This window comes from Rahnella bruchi (assembly GCF_003614975.1).
GTDB lineage: Bacteria > Pseudomonadota > Gammaproteobacteria > Enterobacterales > Enterobacteriaceae > Rahnella > Rahnella bruchi.
The window spans coordinates 220,091-237,145 of the sequence record NZ_QZWI01000003.1; the positions used below are offsets into that span (position 1 = coordinate 220,091).

General features: G+C 53.9%; 16 protein-coding genes. 4 read left to right on the forward strand and 12 right to left on the reverse strand.

The window, feature by feature from the left end; genetic code table 11:
* Positions 1 to 64 precede the first annotated feature (64 nt).
* From D5398_RS08165 to D5398_RS08185, 5 genes are all read right to left on the reverse strand, one after another.
* Positions 65 to 733, reverse strand: coding sequence for a DedA family protein (locus tag D5398_RS08165; RefSeq protein ID WP_120507156.1), 669 nt, complete (start codon positions 731 to 733; stop codon positions 65 to 67).
* A gap of 58 nt (positions 734 to 791) precedes the next feature.
* Complete coding sequence (gene truA / locus D5398_RS08170; protein WP_120507157.1) at positions 792 to 1,622, reverse strand: tRNA pseudouridine(38-40) synthase TruA; 831 nt, start codon at positions 1,620 to 1,622, stop codon at positions 792 to 794.
* Positions 1,623 to 1,624: 2 nt separating this feature from the next.
* Positions 1,625 to 2,635, reverse strand: coding sequence for an aspartate-semialdehyde dehydrogenase (locus D5398_RS08175; RefSeq protein WP_120507158.1), 1,011 nt, complete (start codon positions 2,633 to 2,635; stop codon positions 1,625 to 1,627).
* Positions 2,636 to 2,749: 114 nt separating this feature from the next.
* Entirely contained in the window at positions 2,750 to 3,877 is a 1,128-nt protein-coding gene (pdxB, locus tag D5398_RS08180) for a 4-phosphoerythronate dehydrogenase PdxB (RefSeq protein ID WP_120507159.1), read from the reverse strand.
* A gap of 100 nt (positions 3,878 to 3,977) precedes the next feature.
* A complete protein-coding gene (locus tag D5398_RS08185; RefSeq protein WP_120507160.1) occupies positions 3,978 to 4,769 on the reverse strand; it encodes an AraC family transcriptional regulator in 792 nt (263 codons plus the stop codon).
* 128 nt (positions 4,770 to 4,897) lie between these two features.
* On the opposite strand from D5398_RS08185, the gene D5398_RS08190 reads away from it, so the two are divergent.
* Both D5398_RS08190 and flk read left to right on the forward strand, forming a co-directional pair.
* A complete protein-coding gene (locus D5398_RS08190; protein ID WP_120507161.1) occupies positions 4,898 to 5,788 on the forward strand; it encodes a DMT family transporter in 891 nt (296 codons plus the stop codon).
* A gap of 273 nt (positions 5,789 to 6,061) precedes the next feature.
* On the forward strand, positions 6,062 to 7,111 hold the full coding sequence (gene flk / locus D5398_RS08195) for a flagella biosynthesis regulator Flk (RefSeq protein WP_120507162.1): 1,050 nt from the start codon (positions 6,062 to 6,064) through the stop codon (positions 7,109 to 7,111).
* 16 nt (positions 7,112 to 7,127) lie between these two features.
* Here the strand turns inward: flk and D5398_RS08200 are convergent, their stop codons facing one another.
* Positions 7,128 to 7,583, reverse strand: coding sequence for a rhodanese-like domain-containing protein (locus D5398_RS08200; protein ID WP_120507441.1), 456 nt, complete (start codon positions 7,581 to 7,583; stop codon positions 7,128 to 7,130).
* Positions 7,584 to 7,683: 100 nt separating this feature from the next.
* Here D5398_RS08200 and pdxR point away from each other — a divergent pair, with 100 nt between their 5' ends.
* Positions 7,684 to 9,201, forward strand: coding sequence for a MocR-like pyridoxine biosynthesis transcription factor PdxR (pdxR, locus tag D5398_RS08205; protein WP_120507163.1), 1,518 nt, complete (start codon positions 7,684 to 7,686; stop codon positions 9,199 to 9,201).
* Here pdxR and D5398_RS08210 read toward each other — a convergent pair.
* From D5398_RS08210 to fabB, 4 genes are all read right to left on the reverse strand, one after another.
* Positions 9,155 to 10,282, reverse strand: a complete 1,128-nt coding sequence (locus tag D5398_RS08210) for an SLC13 family permease (protein ID WP_120507164.1) — start codon at positions 10,280 to 10,282, stop codon at positions 9,155 to 9,157. The two genes, pdxR and D5398_RS08210, sit on opposite strands and share 47 nt — an antisense overlap.
* Before the next feature lie 174 nt (positions 10,283 to 10,456).
* Positions 10,457 to 11,935, reverse strand: coding sequence for a PepSY-associated TM helix domain-containing protein (locus D5398_RS08215; RefSeq protein WP_120507442.1), 1,479 nt, complete (start codon positions 11,933 to 11,935; stop codon positions 10,457 to 10,459).
* Positions 11,936 to 12,020: 85 nt separating this feature from the next.
* Positions 12,021 to 12,500: a DUF2946 domain-containing protein gene (locus D5398_RS08220; RefSeq protein WP_120507165.1), complete on the reverse strand. Its 480-nt coding sequence runs from the start codon at positions 12,498 to 12,500 to the stop codon at positions 12,021 to 12,023.
* A gap of 145 nt (positions 12,501 to 12,645) precedes the next feature.
* The gene (fabB, locus tag D5398_RS08225) at positions 12,646 to 13,866 is read right to left on the reverse strand and encodes a beta-ketoacyl-ACP synthase I (RefSeq protein WP_095922883.1); all 1,221 of its coding nucleotides are present in this window, start codon (positions 13,864 to 13,866) and stop codon (positions 12,646 to 12,648) included.
* Between the two features lie 169 nt (positions 13,867 to 14,035).
* On the opposite strand from fabB, the gene mnmC reads away from it, so the two are divergent.
* Complete coding sequence (gene mnmC, locus D5398_RS08230) at positions 14,036 to 16,078, forward strand: bifunctional tRNA (5-methylaminomethyl-2-thiouridine)(34)-methyltransferase MnmC2/FAD-dependent 5-carboxymethylaminomethyl-2-thiouridine(34) oxidoreductase MnmC1 (protein ID WP_120507166.1); 2,043 nt, start codon at positions 14,036 to 14,038, stop codon at positions 16,076 to 16,078.
* Between the two features lie 72 nt (positions 16,079 to 16,150).
* Here mnmC and D5398_RS08235 read toward each other — a convergent pair whose 3' ends face one another.
* Both D5398_RS08235 and D5398_RS08240 read right to left on the reverse strand, forming a co-directional pair.
* On the reverse strand, positions 16,151 to 16,429 hold the full coding sequence (locus tag D5398_RS08235; RefSeq protein ID WP_120507167.1) for a YfcL family protein: 279 nt from the start codon (positions 16,427 to 16,429) through the stop codon (positions 16,151 to 16,153).
* A 24-nt stretch (positions 16,430 to 16,453) separates the two neighbouring features.
* Positions 16,454 to 17,011 (reverse strand): elongation factor P hydroxylase, encoded by a 558-nt coding sequence (locus D5398_RS08240; protein ID WP_120507443.1) that lies wholly within the window; start codon positions 17,009 to 17,011, stop codon positions 16,454 to 16,456.
* Positions 17,012 to 17,055 lie beyond the last annotated feature (44 nt).

Below are 17,055 nucleotides of genomic sequence, written 5' to 3' on the forward strand. Positions count from 1 at the left end.
CTGGTCTTACCCTCTGGTTTAATGCCTTAAATTTTAAAGCGCATGCATAAAAAAACGCCGGAAATTAATCCTGCTGACGCTTTTCTTTCGCCGCTGCGCGTTTGTGCCGCCAGATTTCAATCACACCCGGCAGGATGGAAACCACGATGATCGCGACGATCAGTAATTTCAGATTTTCCTGAACAATCGGCAGATCGCCGAAGATGTAGCCAGCATAGGTAAATAACAGCACCCAAACCAGCGCACCAATCACGTTATACGCAGCGAAATGGCGGTAGGACATATGCCCCATACCCGCCACGAACGGCGCAAACGTGCGGACGATCGGCACGAAGCGCGCAAGAATAATCGTTTTGCCGCCATGTTTCTCGTAAAACTTATGCGTCTTATCTAAATAACTACGACGGAAAATCTTAGAGTCCGGATTACTAAACAGACGTTCACCAAATACCCGTCCGATAGTGTAGTTCACGGCGTCACCGAGGATTGCCGCAACGGCCATCAACGCGACCATAACGTGAACATTCAGATCATTGCCCGGCAATGCCGCCAGCGCTCCCGCCACAAACAGCAGCGAATCACCTGGCAGGAACGGTGTGACAACCAGACCCGTTTCGCAGAATAAAATCAGGAACAAAATTCCGTAAACCCAGATGCCATACTGCGCAACCAGTTCTGCTAAATGCACATCGATATGCAGAATGAAATCAATGACAAAGTGAATAAAGCCCATTAGATACTCCACCTCTTCCTGGTCAAAACGCTGTTTTAGCAATCGTTAAAAATGTTCCTTAATCTTCCAGGAACAATGGCCCCATACTCACCTGAGGTAATGCAAATTTCTCAGGATAATCAACAGATACCAGATACAACCCTTCAGGCTTGCCGGTCGCCGCTGCGAGATTACGGTCTTTCGCCGCCAGCAACTCGGACATCCAGCCTACCGGCTGATTGCCTGCACCAATCTCAACCAGGCTGCCGACAATATTACGCACCATATGATGCACAAAGGCGTTAGCTTTAATATCCACCACCACGTAGTGACCGTGGCGACTGACGTTGAGATGCATGACATAACGCCACGGTGTACGCGACTGGCACTGAGACGCACGGAAAGACGTGAAGTCGTTTTCGCCCAGTAACGCCTGTCCGGCCAGCTGCATTTTTTCCACGTCCAGCGGCATATGCACATGCGTCACACCGGTGTGCAAAATTGCGGAGCGGTAGCGGTGATTGTAAATAACGTAACGATACCGGCGGGCTGTTGCGCTGAAACGCGCGTGAAAATCTTCGCCCACGTTCGCGCACCAGCGCACAGCGATATCTTTAGGCAAATGGGTATTTACGCCCATCGTCCATGCCGCATCTTTACGCAGAACCGGCGTATCAAAATGCACAACCTGTCCGGTAGCGCTGACTCCGGCATCAGTACGCCCTGCGCACAGCACTACAATTGGCGAGTTGGCCACGCGGCTCAGCGCTTTTTCCAGACATTCCTGCACACTGGCGGCGTCATTCTGGCGTTGCCAGCCAAAATACGCGCTGCCATTATACTCAACCCCTAGCGCCACGCGTCCGGCGACCGGAGCCGCACTGACGTCAGCGATAACTTCTTCGGACATAATCAGTACCAGTACTCGTTAATCAGCTTTTCTGCGGTTTCTACCGCCATCAGCGCGCCGCCGAAACGAACGTTGTCAGCCACTGACCAGAATTGCAGTAACTCAGGAATGCCATAGTCATTACGGATACAACCGATGCTCAGATTCGCGTTGCCGGAAGCGTCGCTGACCTGCGTCGGGAAATCATCTTCATCGCTGAGATTGATGTCATCAATACGCTCAAGTTCAGCACGTGCTTCTTCTGCAGAAAGCGGACGCAGACCTTCGAGATGCACCACCTGCGCGTGGCCGTAGAATACCGGCGACTGCACACAGCTGACAGAAATCGGCAGGCCGTCGTCCTGCAACACTTTGCGAACCTGATCAACCAGACGACGTTCCTGACGCACGCTGCCCTCTTCATCACTGACCAGCGGTAAAAGGTTGAAAGCCAGCTGCTTGCTGAAAATGCCTTCTTCAGCCGGAATACCGTTGAGCAAACGCGCGCTCTGACCGGCCAGATCGTCAACAGCAGCTTTGCCCAGCGCAGAAACAGAGAGCAATGAGGTGACATGCAGACGGGATAAACCGGCCTGTTCGGTCAGCGGTTTGATAGCGGTCAGCAACTGACTGGTCAGGCTGTCCGCCACGGCAACGATGTTGCGGTTGCGGTAATGGGAGAGCGCGTCCGGATTCACACCCGGCACCACTAAAGGAATATCGTGTTCCAGCGAGAACAGGCCGCTGCTGTCGATAACCAGGCAGCCCTGATTTGCCGCTTCTTCAGCGTACAGCGAGGAGGCCTCAGAACCGGCAACGAAGAACGCCAGCTGAACCTGTGACCAGTCGAATTCGGAAGCCAGCTGCACGCGCAGACTTTTGCCGTTAAAACGGACGGTCTGACCGGCGCTGCGTTCACTGGCCAGCGGGAAGAGCTCACCAACCGGGAACTGACGTTCAGCCAATAATTCCAGTAACGCATCACCGACTGCGCCCGTTGCGCCAAGCAGCGCAATATTCCAGCCATCAGACATGTTGGTATTCTCCAGAAATAAAAGTACAAAATACAAAGGGCGATGAACATCACCGCCCGGCTTTCAAATAGTTATCGCACCACGGTAGGCGAAAAAGCTTAAGGCAGGCTTAACTCAACCTAACTGGCTGTTGAAACCCAGCTTTTTCAGCACATCCGCGGTTGCTGCATCGTCACAGATCACCCGTAAAGATGACCACTCACGACGTTCTTCATAGAACTTACGCAGCTTATCGAATTCGCCCGGTTTCCCGGCGACACGGCGCAAAGGCCGGTCATCGCGGCGCACATCATACACTAAGTGAATAAGACGCAGCAGTTTGGCTTCGCTCAGCGCGCCACTCAGCGTCACTTCGGCAAATTCAGGCGCAGGAAGTAAGGATTCCAGCGCCACCCTTTGTGGCTGACCGATAAACTGGCTAAAGGCTTCAAACACCTGCGTCGTGCCGCGCGCCTTGCCTTCCAGACTGTAACCCGCGATATGCGCGGTGCCGATGGCGACTTTATCCAGCAAGGCCAGCGACAAATCAGGTTCCGGTTCCCAGACATCGAGCACGGCAGTCAGTTTTTTACTGCCATTCAGCGCATCCAGCAGCGCGGCGTTATCCACCACTTCGCCGCGACAGGCGTTGATCAGGATCCGGTCAGCAGGAAGACGCGCCAGCAAATGGGCATCCACCAGATGATGCGTCGCGTAAGGGCCGGACATATTCAGCGGTGTATGGAAAGTGAGGATATCCGCTTCGGCGACCAGCTTTTCCAGCGGCCAGAACTCACCCGCATCACCACGGTCGGCACGCGGTGGATCGCACAGTAACGTGCGGACACCCAGCGCTTCGAGGCGGGCATTCAGGCGCGAGCCCACATTTCCGACGCCGATAATCCCGACCGTTTTGTCGCGCAGCTGGAAACCATCGCGCTGGGCAAGGATCAGCAAGGACGAGAAAACATATTCCACAACGGCAATAGCATTACAGCCAGGCGCCGCAGAGAAACCGATCCCGGCGCTGGCCAGCCATGCATCATCAACGTGATCGGTGCCCGCGGTCGCGGTTCCCACAAATTTCACCGGTTTTCCCGCCAGCAAACTTTCGTTCACTTTAGTCACAGAACGCACCATCAGCGCATCGGCATCATTGAGGGCATCTTGCGGGATTGGGCGGCCAGGCACGGCCTGCACGTTCCCCAGTCGGCTAAAAAGCTCGACGGCATACGGCATATTTTCATCAACCAGGATTTTCACGTTTGTCTCCGGCAGCATGGCCTAAAGAAAGAATAGAAAATAAAGAGGGCATTGATTTTGCCACGATACAGGGTCAGATCCCAACTTTCAGGGCACAGCTTTACCTGTCGTTACGAAAACGCTGCGGCGTCGTACCGGAAATTTGCTGGAACATGGCGATAAACGCTGAAGACGAGCTGTACCCGAGATCGAGCGCAACGTCGTGCACCGTTTTCCCCTGCTCGAGCAGGGAAATCGAATGCAGAAAACGCAACCGCTGACGCCACTGTGCAAAACTCATCCCCAGCTCCTGCTGGCAGCGCCGCGAGAGAGTACGTTCAGTGGTGTAAACCTGCTTTGCCCACTGCGCCAGCGACGTATTATCCGCCGGATTTTTCTCCAACGCATTCAGAACCGGAGCCAGCAGTTTGTTTTCAGAAGTGGGCAGATAAGTATTTTGTCTCGGTGCCAGACTGATTTGATCCAGCAAAACGCGACACATCCGCAGATCCGCTTCGGTCTGAGGCTCTGTCATATTTCGTGAGAAACAATCATCGGCTATGGCATTAAAAATGGCCGTCGGCGTCAGCAGACAAGGCTCTGCGGGCAAATCTGTATCGAGTTCCGGCGCGATATCAATGGCGCAAAAACGCGTGGTCTTACGGTTATAACTTGAATGCTCCACTCCGGCAGGCACCCAGATAGCAAATTCACGCGGCGCCAGATAACGCTGCCCCGCCACCAGCATGGCGAGAACACCTGATTTCACACAGATGATCTGGCTCCACGGGTGCGAGTGGCGTACATATTCGGAATTCCCTTCCACAATCTCACCTCGAAAAAGCAGCGTAAGCGGCATCTTCTCAGGAACAGGGGGATAAAAACGGGGAGGCGCTGAGCGGGGAGAAAGCATAAGAACCTTTTGTCTGTGAGCCACGCGAGGGTTGTCTGAATTGCGCGATGCATTGTCTGATTATCGTTATATATAAGAAATAAGACAACCGTACACTAGCGTGACGATTTACTCAGGGATAATAATCAATGAATGCGCTGTTTCCTCTTTTTGCTGTACTCATCTGGTCGCTGAATGCGGTGGTGAGTAAAGCTTCGGCTTCCGCTATCGATCCGGCGGCCATTTCGTTCTACCGCTGGCTGCTGGCTTTATTAACGCTGACCCCTTTTGTGCTGCCAGGCCTGCTGCGTAACCTGCAAGCGGTAAAACAATACTGGTGGAAACTGCTGATCCTCGGTCTGCTGGGCATGGTGCTGTACCAGAGTCTGGCGTATTACGCCGCCCACAGCGTCAGCGCGCTGTTTATGGGGATCCTCAATTCTCTGATCCCCTTACTGACCGTTCTGATTGGTCTGGTGGTGCTGCGCATCGTCCCTACCGTCGGCGTCGCGCTGGGCAGTATTATTTCACTCGGCGGCTTACTGTGGCTGGTGAGTGCGGGTGATCCGTCGCAGCTGTTGCAGCACGGCATTGGCAAGGGGGAACTGATGATGTTCGCGGCATCCGCGTCTTATGCATTATACGGCGTGTTAACCAAACGCTGGGCGATCCCATTACCAAACTGGCAATCTTTGTATGTGCAGATCATTTTCGGCGTGTTACTGCTGTTGCCAAACTTCCTGCTCGCCGGTGATGTCAGCCTTAACGCGCATAACATTCCGCTGGTGCTGTTCGCCGGGATCCCGGCTTCGATTATTGCTCCTTTCCTGTGGATACAGGGCGTTATTCGCCTGGGTGCCAATAAAGCGTCTATTTTCATGAACCTGTCGCCAATTTTCACAGCGGTGATCGCCGTGCTGTTCCTGCATGAGCAGCTGCACAGCTATCACCTGATCGGCGGCGGCATCACGCTTGCCGGTGTCATTCTTGCACAGCGTTTACGCAAACCGTTGTACTCACGCAAGTCGCCTGCGGCATAAAAAGAAATCGGGTAAACCCCTGCGCCATCCCGAAAAAGGATGGCGCTTCTTCCTGCTTTTTGCTTTCGCGCTCCGCAATACGTTTTTATCCGCCGTTTTAAGCAACAATATCTTCAGGAATCACCGCCAGCCTGCTTTTCACGGTGTCGGTGAAAACACTTTGCAGGTATGATGAGGCGCTTCCGCGCTCTGCGCCGTACTTGTTACTTTTAACCTTAGTTTATTAACCTCAAGTTTAAGTGACGTTTTTAATTTCCAGCGAAGGACGGTGATATGCAACCTTTGAGCGGCCCGGGTATGCCGGTTGGCGACAACAGAACACAACCACAGGGCCAAACCGTTCCTGCAAAAACAGGCGCTGAGCTGCCATTAACGCCGGTGCAGCGTACTACGCTGGAAAAACTGATCGTCAAACTGATGGCACTGATGCCGGTCAAATCTGCTGAAATCTGGGCCAGCCTGCGACATGAACTTTCTCTGCCGCATGGCGCGGAAATCACCTCGCAGCAGTTCCCGCAGGCGGAAGCCCTGTTACAGGGAAAACTGACTCAGGCACAGGACAGCCACGCGTCGCGCCAGCTAATGCTGCAACTGACCGAACTGTTGCCTCAGGGAAATAACCGTCAGGCGGTCAGTGATTTTATCCGCCAGAATTTTGGGCACACCGTGCTGAGCCAGCTGACGCATCCGCAGCTGCAACAGGTGTTGGATCTGATCCAGACCCGTCAGATGAATATCCCGCAACCGCAACAGACCCCGGTCACCGACCGTCCTTTACTGCCTGCCGAACATAACAGTTTGCAGCAGCTGGTCACCCGTCTGAGTGCGGCGACCGGCGAGGCACCGGTCAAGGTCTGGCAGACACTGTTTACGCTGGTGGGCGTCAAAGTCGGTGAACCTATCCCGGCAAAACATTTCCAGTTGCTCAGCCAGTTTTTGCAGGCGAAAGCCTCGCTCAGCCAGCAGACCACGGCGCCGACGCTGACCACACTGCTCAGCGTGCTCAAGCAACCGGCCAGTACGCATGAAATTCATCAGCTGACCGAATATGCCGACAACCGCTTCAGTGCGACCTTATCCACACCGCTGAATCAGGCGCAGGTCAGTGACCTGATCGGAGTCCTGTTCAGCCAGCGGGTAGATCGTTCACCGCGTGCGGATGAAACCGATGATACGTTCACGACCGTATCGCGCACCGATCCTCAGCCGATCATGAACCCGCTGATTGCCATGCTGCCGCCTTCCATGCAGGCGATTGGCGGCAAGCCGTTGTTATTTATTGCGTTCGTGATTGTCGCGATCCTGCTGTGGATTTTGTTTTAAACGCAGCAACAATACCTCAGGCGCAGCCACAATCCTCCGGTGCCAGCGCCTTTGAATAGTGTCCGCGTTCCTCACCCACAGCCAGCGGGTGCTGATCGCGGATCCAAAAATCCAGTCCGCCAATCATCTCTTTTACCCTGAACCCCAGTTTCGCCAGTTTGTACGCACCCTGCGTTGAACCGTTGCATCCGATCCCGTCGCAATACGTCACATACACTGCCGCTTTACTGAGTTCCCGGGTGCTTTCTGCCGTCATCAGTTTATGCGGAAAACTGACCGCGCCCGGCACATGACCGCGCGCATAATGTTCAGCAGAACGGGTATCAATAACCACAATCCCGCTGACACCGTTTTGTAAGTCTGCCGCAACATCAGCCGCATCGGTATAAAAGCTCAGTTTCGACAACAGATACGCAGCGCTGATTTCCGGTGACGGGGGGGCAAATCCTAAAACATAAGACTCTTGTTGCATAAACGCTTCCTCATAAAGTGATGTAACTGAAAACAGTTCCATCATCGCTGTTTTTGGTCTTATGATTAATGCCAATTACCTGCTAACCATAAGACCCATCATGCCAGCTCAACTTCGGCCATCAGCACTGATTACGCTTTTCGAAAACACGGCATTCACTGCGTCAGGAACCTCCGCAGGTTTACGGGACAGGCTGTGTATGGCGTTACGTCAGGCAATGATTACCGGTGCACTCGCGAGCGGGGAAAGACTGCCCTCTTCCCGGATTTTGGCAGCCGACCTCAGGCTGTCGCGCGTCACGGTAGAAGCCGCTTATGCACAGATTGAAGCCGAGGGATATTTACAGCGGCAAACGGGCAGAGGCACTTTTGTCAGCACCTCGCTGCCGCACAGCACCGTATCGCGCAACAATAAAACCGTCTCCGCTGGGCTTTCAAGACTGTCGGCACGGGGACACAAAATAGTCGCCACCGGCGGATGCCGCGACCCTCGGTCACCGGTTCCCTTCGCCGCGGGTTCACCTGACCTGAGCGCTTTTCCGCTGAAAATCTGGAAACAAATCACTGCCAGACAGCTGCGGACTCAGGGCGAAAAATTGCTGGGATATGGCGATCCGCAGGGGTATCGGCCTCTGCGCGAGGCGGTTGCCAGCTACCTGCAGCAATCCAGAGGCGTGCTGTGCAGCCCGGAACAAATCCTGATCACCACCAGTTCGCAGCAGGCGCTTCAGTTGCTGGCAATGCTGCTTGTCGACCCTGAAGATACCGTCTGGCTGGAGCAACCGGGTTACTTAGGTGCCAGAAACGCTTTTGCCAGTGCGGGAGCGGACATTTGCGCTGTCACGGTCGATGAACAGGGAATGTCTCCGACGCCTGATTTGCCCGTGCCACGCCTGATATACCTGACGCCTTCGCATCATTATCCGACCGGTGTCAGCCTGAGTTTGCCGCGCCGTCTGCATCTGCTCGACTATGCAAAGCGTCACGGCAGCTGGATAGTCGAAGACGATTACGACAGTGAATTGCATTACGACGGGCGGCCACTTCCGGCCATGCAGGGGCTGGATAAACATCAGCAGGTCATTTATCTCGGCACCTTCTCGAAAGTGTTATTCCCGTCTTTGCGGCTGGCCTATGCCGTATTACCGCCTGCCCTCGTCGCACCGATGGTGACACTGCGCACGGTCAGTGATGGTCATTCTTCACAGCTGATGCAGGCCGTCACCGCCGAATTTATGCAGGCCGGGCATTTTGCCTCACACCTGCGTTTCTCCCGCCAGCTATACCACAGCCGCCGTGACCACCTTCTTGAGCAAATCAGACAAAAAATTGAGTGGCTCACCCCTCAGGTGGCTGCGGGCGGATTACAGCTTGCTGCTCACCTTCCTGCCGGACAGGAGCACTATTTCAGCACACTCGCTGCGCAGGCTGGCATTGAAACCCCTCGCCTTTCACCGTTATTTCCCGGCAACTCCAGCCAGCACCAGGATGGCTGGTTGCTCGGGTTCTCGGCATTAACCCCTGCTGAAATCACCGCTGCCGTGAACCGTCTGGCGTCGCTGAAGATATCCGCTATTTGGAGAACAGCGCCAGCAACAGCCAGCCCGCCACGCCACTGAACAGCAGAAACGGGAAGGAGTAATAGTGAAATCTGAGCCAGATTTTTTTATCATTCGCCATGCGTAATGCGATCAGATTAGCCAGTGATCCAATCGCCAGCCCGAAACCGCCGGCATTCACGGCATATGCCAGCAACGGCCCGGAAGGCAGATAGTTGATCATCAGAATCGTGGCCGGTACGTTGCTGATCACCTGAGAAAGTCCGATGCTGAGCAGGTAATGCCCGTAATCCGGCAAACCGTGAATCTGAGCGAACGCGGGCTGCAAAGCCGGTAAGCCCACAATCAGGCGCACATCGATAAACATCACGATGAAAACCAGGATCAGCGGCCAGTCAATACGCAGCAAAACGTTGCGCGCCAGCAGCATGAAACACAAAATCACAGCCAGTAAGCCGTACAGCGCCAGCCCCAGATCCACGCAGGCGATAAATACCGCATATAGCGTCATGCAGCAAACCAGTAAGCGTTTCTGGAACGGATAACCCTGATTGCTTTCCAGCTTTTTCAGGCTGTGCGAGGGGAAACAAAACCAGGTGACGACCAGCAGCGCGACCAGCGTGATTAACGCCAGCGGTGCCATCTGCCCGATGAAATGCAAAAACGACACACCAGACTTATTCCACAGCAAGATGTTCTGCGGGTTGCCGATCGGCGTGAGCAGTGAACCGGCATTCACCGCCAGAGCTTCAAATATGATCAGTCTCGTCACCGGCAGTGACGTCAGTTTTTTCAGCGTGATCGTCAGCGGAATAACGATAAACAGCGCCACGTCGTTAGTCATAAACGTGGAAAGCACCGCCGCTGCCATCACCAGAAACAGCGCCAGCCTGCGTTCATTATCGATGGCGTTAATCATCTTGCGTCCAACAAAATCAAAATAGCCGCTGACTTCAACGCCTTTGGTCAGCATCAGTAACCCCAGCAGCGTGACGATGGTGTCCCAGTCAACAAACTGCGGAAACTGGAGTATTTTTGCAGGCTGAAACAGTGCCAGAATGACGCCCAGCAGCACCAAAAGATGCAAAAATCTGTCACGTAAAAACGGCTTTAATACAGTGCCAAACGCTGTTATCAACATAGTTTTTCTTCATCGAAAACGATGCGCTGACGTTACCCGAAGAATAAAACCTCTGCCACTGCAAAAGTGTTTTCCCCGAGGCATCACGCAAAAAAAACGGGGCTCATACAGAGCCCCGTCATCATGTTGCGGGACTTCCCGCAAATTGTTATTTCATGTCACTTCCGGCCAACGTTAACCGACAGCAGAAAGGGCTTTCACTGTACGTTTGCTTTTCTGCCAGCGGAAAACATCAATCATCAGGAAAATCATCAGACTCGCACCCATCACCGGCAATGATATCGCCAGCCCAAGGGTGATGACAAAAATCGGGCATTGCAGACTGAACGGCACAGATTTCCAGGTTTGCAGCAGTGTGATAGCCGGATTATTACTGTCACTGCTGACCGTTCTGCGCAACCACCACAGGCGATATCCCCAGGCAATCATCACGCAAAGCCCGGTACCGAAAATCACCAGAATGGCCTGATTCCAGACGCCGAAAAGGATCCCCATATGCGCATCCACGCCCCAGCGCGTTAGTTTGGCCAGCAGCGGGAAATCAGCAAAACGTACGTGATCGACAATCTGCAAAGAGCTTGGATCAACTGAAACTGCATCCACCTGCGTCGGCCAGCTGCGGTCGACTTCGGTCACCGTCCAGGCTTTACCGGGGGTATAAGCCGGTCGGATTTCGATTTTATGCGCCGCAATACCCGATTCACGCGCAGCCTGAACAACGGCATCAAAAGTCGAAGCTGAAACCGTTGCAGCCTGCGCTACAGCAGGCATTGAATGTGCTGACATGTCCATCCCTGGCATATCAGGCATATCAGCCATCCCGGCATGATGTTCTGCATGTTCATCAGCCGGTGCAGCCTCCGCCAGCGGGTCCAGACTGGTTTTCACCGCAGGCGTCATCCAGCCCATATAGGCGCGTAACACACCGATATTATCACCCGCCCATTGAGACCAGGTCAGACCGGTCGCGGAGAAAAACAGTAATCCGGCCAGCAATATCAGGCCAAGCGTGCTGTGCCAGCGGCGGCTGCGCTGCTGTTTTTCTGCTTTCCCGCTGACCTGACGCAACCGGCGAGGTTTGCGGCGGCCGGTAAACCAGAGCACCACACCGCCAAGCGCCGCCACCCAAAGCCATGACGCGGCGAGCTCGCTGTAAACACGTCCTGCATCGCCCAGTAACAGACCACGATGCAAATCATCCAGCCAGGTGCGGAAAGGCAAAATGCCGCTGGTGCCATATACCGTCATGTCCCCTTTCACTGCCAGTGTCACCGGATCGATGAAAATCGCACGGCTTTTTGATGCCCCGAGGTTCGGGTCAGAAAACATCACCCGTGTAGTTTCCCCCGCAGAAGGTGCCGGTCTGACCGCGTAAATCTGTTTATCCTGACCGGCGATGTTTAGCGCGGCATCAATCTGCTGCGACAACGGCTGTGCCTCGCCTTTTGATGAAGTGAACAACGCATCTGCATAGAGATAACTTTCAAACTGAGGGGTCAGCACATATAACGTGCCGGTGAGTGCCGCGATAAAAATGAACGGCCCGACGAACAGGCCAATGTAAAAATGCACACGGCGCAGCAGCGCCAGAAAGGCCGCCTGCGCAGGTAATTTTTTACCCGCGCTGGCTGGCAGGTTTGCAGGTTGATTCATAAAGCTGATTTCCTGAATTTCAAATAGCACGCCGTCAACAGCGATAATCATCGCGGTTAACTTGAAAATAATGATTCAGAGGCTGTTACAGAAAAACAGGGGGTGCGCGGGGTTGGGAATCCGTGAAGAACAGTGAAGGGATCAGGCGTTGTATGACAGCGCGCGGAGGGGCACGGCTGGAAAAATCCAGCGACCACTGCATCGGCATGGCCTGTAAATCGAGCATCGGTAAATGCACCAGCAGCACGCAATAACCGCACGCGGCATCACTCATGTCACCGGAAAGCATGGCTTTCACGGCATCCTGCGGCGCTGATTTACAGGTTTGCTTCTGACAATGTTTCATCGATGATGCGTGATGGTCTGACAACTCCATGCCAGCTATATCTGTGTCCGGCATGTCCATATCGGACATCATCATGCCAGGCATCATCATATGCTGCGCACCCTCTGCTACCAGCGATTTAGAAATCACCGGCGCAATAAACAACATCAGGATCGCCACAATTCCGAGCCAGGCCGGAACATGCAGATGTCGATGATGGATGTGTCTGAGTGAGAGCATTATGTCAACAAGGTGAAAATAAGAAGCAGCGAAATTGTACCTGAATTGTTGAAATAGAACAGAAGGGATAAACGACAGACGTAAAAAAGCCCGCTCGGAAGCAGGCTTTTATTTACTGGCTAACGACACTGGCTAACGACGGAAATTATTTGTCGTTTTTCAGCTTACGCATTACCAGCGTGGCGTTGGTGCCGCCGAAGCCGAAGCTGTTAGACATCACAGTCGTCAGCTCGCGCTGAGTCGGTTTAGTGATGATGTCCATGCCTTCTGCCTGCTCATCGAGATTTTCGATGTTGATGCTTGGCGCGATGAAGCCGTGTTCAGCCATCAGCAAGGTGTAGATGGCTTCCTGAACGCCCGCAGCACCCAGAGAGTGACCGGTCATGGCTTTGGTCGAAGACAGCGCCGGCGTTTTATCGCCGAACACTTCACGGATAGCACCCAGCTCTTTCACGTCGCCGACCGGAGTAGAAGTCCCGTGCACGTTAACGTAATCGATTGGGGTATCAACGCCGTTCATTGCCATTTTCATGCAACGCACTGCGCCTTCGCCAGATGGCGCTACCATGTCTGCGCCGTCAGACGTTGCGCCGTAGCCAACGATTTCTGCGTAGATGTGTGCGCCACGTGCCAGAGCGTGTTCCAGCTCTTCCACAACAACCATACCGCCGCCGCCTGCGATAACGAAACCATCGCGCGCTTTGTCGTAGGTACGGGAAGCTTTGTCTGGCGTTTCGTTGTAGCTGGTGGACAGTGCGCCCATCGCGTCGAATTCACACGCCATTTCCCAGCACAGTTCTTCACCGCCGCCTGCAAACACAACGTCCTGTTTGCCCAGCTGGATCATTTCTACCGCGTTACCGATGCAGTGTGCAGAGGTGGCGCAGGCAGAACTGATGGAATAGTTAACACCGCGAATTTTGAACGGCGTTGCGAGGCAGGCAGAAACACCGGATGCCATCGCTTTGGTCACCATGTATGGACCAACGCCGCGCAGGCCTTTGGCACGCATACCGTCGGAACCCGCAACCTGGTTACGTGGAGAACCGCCGCCGGAACCTGCAATCAGGCCGGTACGTTCGTTAGAAACCATCTCAGGGGTCAGACCGGAGTCTTCAATCGCCTGCTGCATGGAAAGGTAAGCGTAGATCGAGGCATCACTCATGAAACGCACAATCTTACGATCGATAAGGCCTGCGGTGTCTAATTTGACATCACCCCAGACGTGACTACGCATCCCGGCATCTTTCAGCTCTTGCGAGAAGGTGATCCCAGAGCGACCTTCCTGCAGAGATGCAAGAACTTCCTGCTTGTTGTTACCGATGCTCGAGATGATACCCAGGCCAGTAATCACTGCACGTTTCATTTAATACCTCTTGTACTATTCACCATTTGGGATTTCGTCACGCACTCTAGCGTACAGTTGTACGCCGAACAAGTCCGATCAGCAATTCCTTATGTAAATCGTAGTAAATTTGCGCAGGGTCAGACGCAGCGTTAAACTCCGGCATCGCCTTGAACTGAGAGAGTTTCACGTGAGCCATAACCCGATCACACCCGCTGAATTAAGCTGGAACGAACAGGGTACACCTGTTTCCCGACATTTTGATGACGTCTATTTTTCCAATCAGAGCGGCCTGCTGGAAACACGTCATGTTTTTCTCAATGGCAACCATTTTCCGGCGCGTTTTGCTGAGCACACTCGTCCGCTGTGTATCATCGCAGAGACCGGTTTTGGCACCGGTTTAAACTTTTTGTCGCTATGGCAGGCCTTCGATGCGTTTCACGCCGAAAACCCTGATGCCACACTGCAACGCCTGCATTTCATCAGCTACGAGAAATTCCCGCTGTCTGCCAGGGATCTCGCGACAGCGCATACGCAATGGCCCGAACTCGCCGCGTATTCCGGGCAACTTTGCGAACAATGGCCGATGGCCTTTTCCGGCTGCCATCGCCTGTTGCTGGCGGGCGGGCGCATCACACTTGACCTGTGGTTCGGCGATGTGACTACCCTGCTTCCGGCATGTGACACCAGTATGAATCAGCAGGTCGATGCCTGGTTTCTTGATGGCTTCGCGCCTTCCAAAAATCCCGACATGTGGACCGAAGCGTTATTCCGTTCCATGGCAAAAATGACCCGTCCGCAAGGCACCTTCGCGACATTTACGGTGGCCGGTTTCGTGCGCCGCGGATTGCAGGATGCCGGTTTCGACATCGGTAAAGTGCCGGGATTTGGCGAAAAACGACATATGTTAGCCGGCTTTATACCAGCAGAAAGGCCAGCAGGAATTGACGTATCTCATCCCGCGCCGTGGTATGTGCGTCCGGCGGCGAAAAATGCGACAGAATTTGCGGTATCAGGGGGTGGCGTCGCCAGCGCCGTGTTGTCACTGGCGTTATTGCGCCGTGGTTATTCGGTCACGTTGTACTGTGCGGATGAAAAACCGGCGCTCGGCGCTTCCGGTAACCGTCAGGGCGCGGTTTATCCGCTGCTCAATGGCCGTGGCGACACCCTGGAACACTTCTTTGCGCACGCCTTCACTTTCGCCCGTCGCCAGTATGAACAGTTTGAAAAGCTGGGCGTCCCTTTCGATCACGGCTGGAGCGGCGTAACACAGCTCAGCTATGACGAAAAAAGTCAGAGCAAAATCGGCGGCATACTGAACGGTGGCTGGCCGGAAGAGCTGGCAAAAGGACTGAGCGAAGAAGATGTGGAAGCGTTGTGCGGATTACCGTGCGGCAGCGGCGGCGTGACCTATCCGCTAGGTGCATGGCTGTGCCCGGCAGAACTGACCGCATCGCTGATCAGTCTGGGCGTAGCACAGGGTTTAACGGTGCATTATCGCCAGCGCGTGACCGCATTAGATTTTGACGCGGATTCACAATGGATGCTGACCTTTGCCGAGGGTCATACAGTCCGTCATCAGGCGGTAGTACTGGCGAACGGCACGGATATTACGGATTTCAGCCAGACTGAAAAATTGCCCGTTTACGCTGTTAGCGGTCAGGTTTCTCATATTCCAACCACACCGGAGCTGAGCAAGCTGAAACAGGTGCTGTGCTACGACGGTTATATGACGCCGGTCAGTCCGCAAAACCAGCATCATTGCATTGGCGCAAGCTATCACCGTGCAGATAAATGTACGGATTACCGTGACGACGATCAGCAGGAAAACCGCCAGCGCCTGATCAATTGCCTGCCGGAGATGCAATGGCCGCATGACGTGGATGTCAGTGAAGGCGAAGCGCGCAACGGTGTGCGTTGTGCAACGCGGGACCACCTGCCGATGATAGGCTCTGTGTCTGATTACGACGCCCTGCTTGAGAGTTATAAAAAGCTGGATCTGGATATTCAGCGCCACCGCCCCATTGCTCCGGCACCGCATTACGAAAATCTGTTCCTGTTTGGTGCGCTCGGTTCACGCGGGCTGAGTTCCGCGCCGCTCGGTGCAGAAATTCTGGCCGCGCAGATTGCCGGTGAGCCAATCCCTCTGGACAGTGAAACGCTGGCAGCACTGAATCCGAACCGCATGTGGGTCAGAAAATTGCTGAAAGGGCGTCCGGTCGAATCGCATTAATCCGCCTCTCCTCAGACAATAAAAAAGCGCAGCCGGTTAACCCGTCGCTGCGCTTTCTTTGCCGAAAAGTGCTTACTGTGGCAGGGAAGCCTGATACAGATTCTCCCACATTCCCTGCACTAAGGCCTGATCGCGCGGTGAAAGTTCACCGGCCTGAATGGCTTTATTCAAACCATCCTGAACACGAATTTTCAGCGCTTCGGCGGTGTGCTCACCGTTTTCTTCCGCTTCTGCCACAGCGACTGTCAGGTGGCCTCGCAGATAGCCACTGGCAAATAATTCATCGTCGCTGGCGCTTTCGACCATATCGTCGATCAGCGTTAAAATCCGCGTTTCAAATTCTGCGATCATTACTTTTCCTCTCGTGTTCAGTTCTTATTCGATCGGCTGCAATGCAGGGAAATCTGCAGGCGTCAAAGGGGGCGTATTGTAAAACGATTGTAACGCTTTAATAAAGCGCGCCGGTCTTTCCGGAATACCCTGTTCCAGCATACGCAGTACTTCTTCGCGCACTTTATTCTGGAAACCCACGCGATCTGGCTCACAATCGCCGCTCAGGTTGTCGCAGCTGACGTTGAAACTAAAGCCCGCCGCCGCGCAGAACAACCATTCATAAGATTGTGGTTTAACTTCAACTTTCTCAAATTCACTTTGCGTTTGTGCGTCACGACCGTCCGGGCAGTACCAGTATCCGAAGTCCACCAGCTTATGGCGTTCGGCACCGGCCACGCACCAGTGGGAAATCTCATGCATGCCGCTGGCGTAATAACCATGTGCGAACACAATGCGGTTAAAGGGTTCTTGTTCATCAGCAGGCAGATAGATCGGTTCGTCGTCGCCTTTCACAAGGCGAACGTTGAATTCCTCAAAGAAACAGGAATCAAAAATGTCGATCAATTGATGATAGTTATGTGTTGCAGTCGAATCAGACATAAAAGCTGTGAAACTCAGTAAGTGAGAAAGGGCGACAATATACC